The organism is Kitasatospora sp. NPDC059817 (assembly GCF_042731835.1).
Taxonomy (GTDB): domain Bacteria; phylum Actinomycetota; class Actinomycetes; order Streptomycetales; family Streptomycetaceae; genus Kitasatospora.
Genome location: NZ_JBHWIR010000198.1, coordinates 1 through 8,013, shown reverse-complemented (window position 1 = coordinate 8,013; position 8,013 = coordinate 1). Strand labels below are relative to the sequence as shown.

8 protein-coding genes are annotated in these 8,013 nt (G+C 72.7%); 3 read left to right on the top strand and 5 right to left on the bottom strand.

Annotated elements, in window-relative coordinates:
• Positions 1 to 92: 92 nt before the first annotated feature.
• Positions 93 to 2,798 carry an SdrD B-like domain-containing protein gene (locus tag ACFV61_RS29925; protein ID WP_380494994.1) on the bottom strand — a complete coding sequence of 902 codons (2,706 nt, stop codon included), beginning with the start codon at positions 2,796 to 2,798 and terminating at the stop codon, positions 93 to 95.
• A gap of 492 nt (positions 2,799 to 3,290) precedes the next feature.
• Between ACFV61_RS29925 and ACFV61_RS29920 the strand changes: the two genes are divergently transcribed.
• Complete coding sequence (locus ACFV61_RS29920; RefSeq protein WP_380495004.1) at positions 3,291 to 3,692, top strand: helix-turn-helix transcriptional regulator; 402 nt, start codon at positions 3,291 to 3,293, stop codon at positions 3,690 to 3,692.
• 30 nt (positions 3,693 to 3,722) lie between these two features.
• Here ACFV61_RS29920 and ACFV61_RS29915 read toward each other — a convergent pair whose 3' ends face one another.
• From ACFV61_RS29915 to ACFV61_RS29905, 3 genes are all read right to left on the bottom strand, one after another.
• Complete coding sequence (locus ACFV61_RS29915; protein ID WP_167745848.1) at positions 3,723 to 3,887, bottom strand: hypothetical protein; 165 nt, start codon at positions 3,885 to 3,887, stop codon at positions 3,723 to 3,725.
• A 39-nt stretch (positions 3,888 to 3,926) separates the two neighbouring features.
• Positions 3,927 to 4,205: a helix-turn-helix domain-containing protein gene (locus tag ACFV61_RS29910; protein ID WP_079136201.1), complete on the bottom strand. Its 279-nt coding sequence runs from the start codon at positions 4,203 to 4,205 to the stop codon at positions 3,927 to 3,929.
• 365 nt (positions 4,206 to 4,570) lie between these two features.
• Positions 4,571 to 5,449 (bottom strand): LysR substrate-binding domain-containing protein, encoded by an 879-nt coding sequence (locus ACFV61_RS29905; RefSeq protein WP_063346601.1) that lies wholly within the window; start codon positions 5,447 to 5,449, stop codon positions 4,571 to 4,573.
• Positions 5,450 to 5,573: 124 nt separating this feature from the next.
• On the opposite strand from ACFV61_RS29905, the gene ACFV61_RS29900 reads away from it, so the two are divergent.
• Positions 5,574 to 6,626, top strand: coding sequence for a bile acid:sodium symporter family protein (locus tag ACFV61_RS29900; protein ID WP_380494992.1), 1,053 nt, complete (start codon positions 5,574 to 5,576; stop codon positions 6,624 to 6,626).
• A 16-nt stretch (positions 6,627 to 6,642) separates the two neighbouring features.
• On the opposite strand, the gene ACFV61_RS29895 is transcribed toward ACFV61_RS29900, so the two are convergent.
• On the bottom strand, positions 6,643 to 6,876 hold the full coding sequence (locus ACFV61_RS29895) for a cold-shock protein (RefSeq protein ID WP_380339872.1): 234 nt from the start codon (positions 6,874 to 6,876) through the stop codon (positions 6,643 to 6,645).
• Between the two features lie 493 nt (positions 6,877 to 7,369).
• Between ACFV61_RS29895 and ACFV61_RS29890 the strand changes: the two genes are divergently transcribed.
• Positions 7,370 to 7,930: a hypothetical protein gene (locus tag ACFV61_RS29890; RefSeq protein WP_380494990.1), complete on the top strand. Its 561-nt coding sequence runs from the start codon at positions 7,370 to 7,372 to the stop codon at positions 7,928 to 7,930.
• The last annotated feature ends 83 nt before the right edge of the window (positions 7,931 to 8,013 follow it).

Genomic DNA, 8,013 nt, shown 5'->3' with positions numbered 1-8,013 from the left:
TGTGTGTTTATTGTCTACTGGGGCGGGGGCGGGGGGGGGGGGGGGGGCGGTGCCCGGCCCCCCGCCCGGCCCCCGCCCCTCCTCACCGCTTCCTACTGGTGCCGCGCCCTGCGCCTACGGGCGACGAAGACCAGCGCACCGCCGGACGCCACCAGCACCGCGCCGCCGACGATCCCCAGCGGCACCAGGGCGTTGGCCCCGGTGTTGGGCAGCTGTCCCCCGGGCGGGGGCAGCGGGTTCACCGTCGACGGGCTCGGCGACTCCGTCGGCCCCGGCGGCGTGGTCGGCTCCGGCGCGCTCGGCGAACTCGACGGGCTCGGCGGGCTCGACGAGTTGGTCGGCGTCGGGGTCGGCGTCGGGGTGGGCAGCAGCTTGTTGACCGCCGTCACCGAGACACCGTCCGCGAGGTTGTCGGAGGTCAGCGCCAGCGGACCGAACACGGTGGTGTCCGGAGCCGCGTAGCCGTCGGGCGGGCTGAGCTCCTGCCAGTAGTACGTCCCCGGCACCCCGGCGCCCTGGCAGAGGCCGTCGGCGCCGGTCGTGCAGGGCCCGCCCACCGCCGTGTCGGGCTTGTCACCGCCGGTCTGCAACCCGTCGGTGCCGTTGGTGTCGTGCCACAGCTGGAACTTCGCCCCCGCCAGCGGCTTGCCGTCCTGGTCGTGCTTGACCAGGCGCAGCGCGCCCTCCTGCTGCCGGAACCCGAAGTCGAAGGTGTGGTCGTTCTCGCCCGGCCCGCCGGTGCTCAGTGCCCGTTCGGGGAACTTCGTGCCGGGCGGCACCAGGCCCTTGGAATCGATGAAGTGGTTGTCGCCGACGTCCGCGTCGGTGGGCACCCACTGGTAGAGCGGCCCGCCCTTGGCGTAGTCCGCCGGGTTGTCGAGCCGGATCGTGTACTTGGTCCTCGGCTTGAGGCCTCCGGTGACGTTCGAGTCGTCGAAGTAGTACTCTCCGCGCTTCGTCGTCTTCGTCGTGCCGACCAGCTTGCCCGACTCGTCGTAGAGGTGGACGGTCGCGCCCTCGACGGGGCGCTGGCCCGGGTTCTGGATGCCCTTGCGCTCGGGGTCGTACCAGACCCGGTTGCCGATCTGCAGCGGCGCCTGGTCGCAGAGCACCTCCAGGTCGCCCATCGAGGCGCCCTTGCCGAACGGCGCGATCACCCCGGCCGGGTTGAGCCGGAAGCCGAACTGCGGGTCCTGCTGGCCGTTCGCCCGCTGGAGGAACGACGTGCCGTACCCGAGGGCGGTGTGGTTGGGGTCGAAGGCGGAGACGGCGACGGTGCTCTCGACCTTGGAGAGCGCCATGCCGGCGAACGCCGTGTTGCGGTGGCCGCCCCAGGTCGTGTCGAAGAACCGGGTGCCCCGGGGAGCGAGCCCGCAGCCGTTGTTGGTGTCCATCACGTACGTGCCGTTCGCCCGGCAGGCCTTGTTCAGGTCACCGCCGGACATGACGACGGCGACGGAGCCCGGCGCCGGGGAGCCCGGCGCGCGGTCGCCGAAGCGGTCGCGGAAGGCCAGCAGCATCGAGCCGTCGGTCTCGAAAGTGATCTCGCCCAGCTCGGGTTCGGGTTGGGCGATGGTGTAGTTGCCGCACGGCCGACCGTTCTGCGTGGTCGGGTAGGTGCTCGTCCACGGGAACCAGCCCGCACCGTCGCACGGGCCCGAGCCGACGGTGGACTGGCGCGGGTAGTCCAGCGGCTGGTCCAGCACCGGCTTGGCGAACACGCCGGTGGCGAGGTCGAAGGGCAGGACCACCGCGCGCAGGTCGGTGAGCTTGCCGGTGGACTCGCCGGAGCACACTCCGCCGAGGTAGCCGGTGCCGTCCTGGAGGCCGAGGCCGAACGGACGCCAGTCCCCCGCCGCCGGGCAGCCCGGGTCGGGGATCGGGTAGGAGGCCGTCGGGCTCCCGGCGGCCGCCACGGTGGCGTTGTAGCGGTAGAGCTTGCGGTCGTTGAGGTTGACGACGAACAGGTCCTTGCCGTCGTCGGTGATCTTGATGCCGCCGAGGCTCTCCTTGCCCGGTGTGTCGAGGAAGGCGTCGTCGGTGCCGCCGCCGTGGGCCGTCGAGCCCGCGTTCGGGACGGTGGTGAACAGCGTCGTCTTCTTCTGCGCGATGTCGGTGACGTAGATCGCCCCGGCACCGCCCGGACCGTAGTCGGTGGTGCGCTTGGCCACCGCCGAGGAGAACAGCCGCCGGTCGGCCTTGTTCCAGGCGATGCCGTACAGCGTGCCGGTATCGGCGTTGGTGGCGAGGTTCGTGGCGGTCACGCCCTCGCCGTCCTGGCCGCGCGCGCTGTACGGGAAGGAGACCAGCGTGCGCTGGGCCCCGCCCTCGCGGTCCATCGGCTGGCAGGCCGTGACCAGCGGGGCGTTCTTCTGGCAGTAGTCACCGGGGTTCCAGAGCCCGGTGGTGTACGCCACGTTCTTGCCGCCCGAGAGGTCGACGAACTCCTCGTTGCTGCTCAGCTGGGTCGGCGCGCCGTCCAGCCCCTGCCGGGAGGCGAACGCCGGGAACAGCACGCCCGGCTTCGGATTCACCACCTGCACCCGGTACTTGCCCCCGGACGGCTTGGCCGCCGCCGGGGCCAGGGTGACCGTACCGTCGGCCGCCGTCACCCCCTCGATCGCCAGCCCGGCGTCATCCGTGAGCGTCACTTTCACGCCCGCGAGCCCTGGCTCCAGGGCCGGTGTCCACACTCCGCTGGTGTCCACCGCCCGGATCACCCGGACGGTCACCGTCCCGTCGCCGGGCTGTGGAAAGGCCGCCGGCGCCGTCACCAGCGCCGCAGCGGACAATCCCATCGTCAGCGCCGCGACCTGCGCGACGCACCTCGTTCGCTGCCTCGTTCTTCCCAATGTCCCGCTCTCATCATCGACGGGTTATCACACCCGGGCTGATCAGGAGTCATCAGCAGATCGGCAATCTTAGCTCTCCGCAAGGGAATTGACGAAACTTCATGTGCACGCGTGACAAGAGCGCCACACCCACTCCACCACCAGTTCGAATCCGGACCCGTTCGTCCGATACCGGCCGCCATGCTCGAAAACAGCACCTTCAGCCGGATTTCGTCCGAACAAGACGGTGGGGCGCGGGGACAGCCCAGGACGCAGGGACGGCGGTGCGGGAGCGGGTGGGGCGGGGCGAGGCGGCCCGGGGCGAAGCGGGCCGGGGCAGCGGCCGGAGCACGCCGACGCGCGGCCCTGTCAGACCGGGCGGGTAGCGTGGCAGACGTGCCCCAGGTGTCCCGAGTCCCCCTACCCGACCTCGTCCGACTGCGGCGGGCCCGCGACCGGATGGACCGCGACTACGCCCAGCCACTGGACGTGTCGGCGCTGGCACACACCGCGCTGATGTCGCCGGGCCACTTCTCCCGCAGCTTCCGCGCCGCCTTCGGCGAGACCCCGTACGGCTACCTCATGACCCGCCGGATCGAGCGGGCCAAGGCGCTGCTGCGACGCGGCGACCTGAGCGTGACGGAGGTCTGCATGGCGGTCGGCTGCACCTCGCTGGGCTCGTTCAGCTCGCGGTTCACCCAGCTGGTCGGCGAGACCCCCAGCGCGTACCGGGCCCGGGACCACGGCCACGCCGCCGCCCTCCCGGCCTGCGTCGCCAAGGTCCACACCCGGCCGACCAGGACCGGGGAGTCCGGCGACCCCACCGGCCCGCAGCCCGGCTCCGACCGGGCTCGGCAGTAGCCCCGGACCCTAGGGCGAGTCAGACACGCCTCAGGGCGTGTCCTCCGGATCCGGCTCCGGGGGCAGACCCACCTCCTCGCGGTCCTCCTCCGTGCGCTCGTCGAGCTCCTCCTCGTCGGGCCGCCGGGGCAGACCGCGCCCGTGCCCGGTGTCCGGGTCGCCTTCGACGTCCTTGTTGGACTTGTGGTGCGACATGGCGCCTCCTCGCCCCCGATTCCGCCGGTACCTTCCCACTCAAACGCGCGCCCCGGGCACCCGCAAGCCGGGGCCGCGATCACGGGGCGCCCCGCCCGGCGCCTCGGGGAACGCCGCCGACTCGAACTGCGCCCGCTGGTCGGCGTCCAGCCGCAGCACGTCCACGAGCAGCCGCACCGTCTCCCGCCGGGGCCGCAGCGCCCCGCCCCGCTCCAGATTGCGCACCGCGCGAACACTCAGCGTGGCGAGGTCGGCCAGTTGCTGCTGGGTCAGGCCCCGGTGCTTCCGGTGTCCGTGCAGCATGTCGCCAAATCGCATCTTTCCCGACCTTTCCCTGTCCGCGTCAGCCGGCTGCTCTAGGGCGTGTTTCATCATTCCCGTCGGATCAGCGCGCGGCGGTGGGCGCCCGGCTGGGCGTGCCGGCGAAGCGTCCTCGTACTGGGCCGTACTTGGACGTTTCGCCGGTGCGGTCAGGCGGGATGCCCGGCGTCGCGCGCCCGGCGGGAATGATGAAACACGCCCTAGCCTTCGTAACGCGACCGGAGAACCGTCGGGTTCAACGGCCGAGCGGTGTGAAGTCCGGCTTCGGCCACCGCCCTTGACTTCCTGTCACCATCGATCGTGGGAACCCGTCGGTCCGCCGCCTCGCCCGCGTCCGGGCAGCCCCCGACCGTCGCCCCCCGTCACGGCTCCGCCCGCTCCGGTGCGCGTTGCAGGCGGAACGCGTCCGCGAGGACCGCCTGGGCCAGCACCCGGGCCGGGCCGCGCGCCGTGGTGCGCCCCGTGGTGAGGGCGAACTCGGTGGTACCGAGGTTGGGCAGGCCCGGCTGGTCGGGCAGCACCCGCAGGCCCGACGGGATCAGGCTGCGGGCGTGCGGCACCACCCCGAGGCCGGCCAGCGCGGCGGCCCGGACCCCGGAGAGGCTGGTGCTGGTGCAGGCGATCCGCCAGGGCCGCCCGTCACGCTCGCAGACCTCCAGGGCGCGGACCCGGGTGAAGCTGGGCGGCGGGTAGACGATCAGCGGCAGCGGCTCGGCCGGGTCCGTCCGGAAGTCCTCCGCCGCGATCCACACCAGCTTGTCCTGCCAGACCAGTTGGCCCTGCGAGCCACCGCCGGGCGGGCGCTTGCCGAGCACCAGGTCGAGCCGTCCGTCGGCCAGTTGCTCGTAGAGCACGGCGCTGAGGCCGACGGTGAGTTCGAGGTCGACCTGGGGGTTGCTCCGCCGGAAGCTCCGCAGGATCTGCGGCAGCTCGGTGTGGACGAAGTCCTCCGAGGCGCCGAACCGCACCCGCCCGCGCACCTGCGTCTGCGCGAAGTAGCCGAGCGCCTGCTCGTGCGCCTCCAGGATCGTCCGGGCGAAGCCGAGCATGGCCTCGCCCTCGCTGGTGAGCTGCACGGAGTGGGTGTCGCGCAGGAAGAGCTGCCGGTCGGCGGCCGTCTCCAGCCGCCGTACGTGCTGGCTGACCGTCGACTGCCGCAGCCCCAGCCGCTGGGCGGCCCGGGTGAAGCCGCCGGTCTGGGCCACCGCGAGGAAGGACCTCAACTGCACCGGATCGAACACATGGCCATTCTATCCGCTGATATCACGGATCATGATGACAGTGAGTGCCGCCAGCGGGATTCACAATCACCCCGGCGGACGGCAGGCTGAGGCCATCCCACCCGAACCGCCACCGCGGAGAACCATGCCTCGCCCGAACCGTCCGCTCCGCTCCCACCTGCCCCGGCGCTCCGCCCGCCTCCGGGTCGACCCGTTCATCGCCGCCCTGCTGGGCACCGTGGCAGTGGCCGCCCTGCTCCCCGCCCGCGGCGCCGCCGCACCGGCCTTCTCCGACGCCGCCACCGGCGCGGTCGCCGTCCTGTTCTTCCTCTACGGCGCCCGGCTCTCCGCCCGCGAGGCCTGGGAGGGGCTCAAGCAGTGGCGGCTGCACGGCACCGTGCTCGCGGTCACCTTCGGCCTCTTCCCGCTGCTCGGGGTGGCCGCCCACCTACTGGTGCCGGCGGTGCTGTCGCCGCAGCTCTACCAGGGCCTGCTGTTCCTGACCCTGCTGCCCTCCACCGTGCAGTCCTCGATCGCCTTCACCTCCATCGCCCGCGGCAACACGGCCGCGGCCGTCTGCAGCGCGACCTTCTCCAGCCTCTTCGGCATCGTCCTGACCCCGCTGCTCGCCGCCGTGCTCCTGCACACCAAGGGCGGCGTCTCGCCGGGCACCGTGCTGGAGATCGCCGAGCAACTCCTCCTCCCCTTCGCCGCCGGCCAGGTGCTGCGCCGCTGGATCGCCGCCTGGATGGCCCGCCACCGCGCCGTCCTCGGCCTGGTCGACCGCGGCTCGATCCTGCTGGTCGTCTACAGCGCCTTCAGCGCCGCCATGGTGGGCGGGGTGTGGGGCGCCCTCTCCCTGCCCCGGCTGGCGGCCCTGCTGGGGGCGGAGGCGGCGCTGCTGGCGCTGGTCCTGACCACGACGCTGCTGGTCGGCCGCCGGCTCGGGTTCGGCCGGGCCGACCTGATCGCGATCGTCTTCTGCGGCTCCAAGAAGAGCCTGGCCAGCGGCGTCCCGATGGCCACCGTCCTCTTCCCGGGCCCGGCGGCCGGGCTGATGGTGCTGCCGCTGATGCTCTTCCACCAGCTGCAACTGATGGTCTGCGCCGTCCTGGCCCGCCGCTGGGGCGCGCAGGCCGAGGGCGCCGGGGCCACGGCACAGCCGACGGCCGCGCGGGCCCTCGACCACGCGACCTGACGAGCCCCGCGCGGCCTCAGAGGCCGATGACGTCGACGGCCTGCGGGCCCTTGGGGCCCTGCTCGACCTGGTACTCGACCCGCTGGCCCTCCTCCAGGGTCCGGTACCCGACCCCGACGATGGACGAGTAGTGGACGAAGAGGTCCGGGCCGGGGACGTCCGGCACGATGAACCCGAACCCCTTGTCGGCGTTGAACCACTTCACCGTGCCGAAGTTGATCAAGGCGCGCCGGCCCTCCGCCGGCCGCATGGCGGTCATGGTGTCCGCCCGCCCGGTGTCTGCCCACGCCGGGGCGCAGACCGCCGCCAGGGCGAGGGCGACGGCCGACGCGCACACCATGGCCGCCACGCGGCCGCGCACAAGGACGAGAGGGGACATCACAAGCCTCCTGGCGGGAGAAGGACCGGGCCGTTCAGCAGGGGCACGCGCGACTGATCGCGTACTCACGGTGTCCGCCGATGCTCCGTCCCGCAAGCCCGGACGACCGACCGGGCGGTCTTCCGTCCCAGCCACCCACGGGCCCGCGAGGCCGGGCCCCGGTTCTGGACCATTCGAGGCCCATCGGCGGGGTTCCCGGGATGGCGACGGCCGGGATCCGTCGCGCCGTGCCACCGTCACCCTTCGACCTCGCCCCTCGACGTCGCCCTTCGACGCCCTTCGGCCCGCCTCGCCCCGCGTGCGGGCCGCACCCCTCCGGTCCGACGAAAGAAAGGGAACCCACGTGTCCGTACGCCGAAGCGTTGTGACCGTGTCCGCCGTCCTCGCCGCACTGTCCACCGGCGTGACCCCGGCCGCCGACGCCGCCCCGACGGCCGCCGCGGAAATCCTGAACTGCACCGTGAACGCCGCCGTCAACTTCAGCCCGCCGCTCTCGGCCGGCCCAGAGGCCACCACCGTGGCGATCGGCGGGACGGCGAGCAGGTGCAAGGACTCGCTGGACGGCCCGACGGCCGTGACGGGCGGCACCGTCACCGCGACGCTCAGGTTCGGCGCGATCAGCTGCAGCCCGGCGACGCCGCCCGTACTCGCGCCGGGCTCCTCGGCGACCTTCACCTGGAACCTGAAGGACGGCACGCAGGCGAGCAGCACCGTCACCGACATCGCCATCGTCGAGGTCGACGGCTCCGGGAGCCTCACCGGCACCGTCACCGCCTCCTCCACCCGCCTGGCCGGGGAGAAGCTGTCCGCGCTCGTGGACGTCACCAGCGACCAGCCGCTCGTGGACAACTGCGTCGACGTCCTACTCGGAACCGGCCGGCCCATCGCCGACTCGACCCTGACCGCCGACCTCTCCTTCAGCTGACACCATACCGTACCGATTTGGCGCGCGGGCCCCCCCCCCCCCGGGGGCGGCCCCCCCGCGATAAAAAAAACCCCGACACAGGG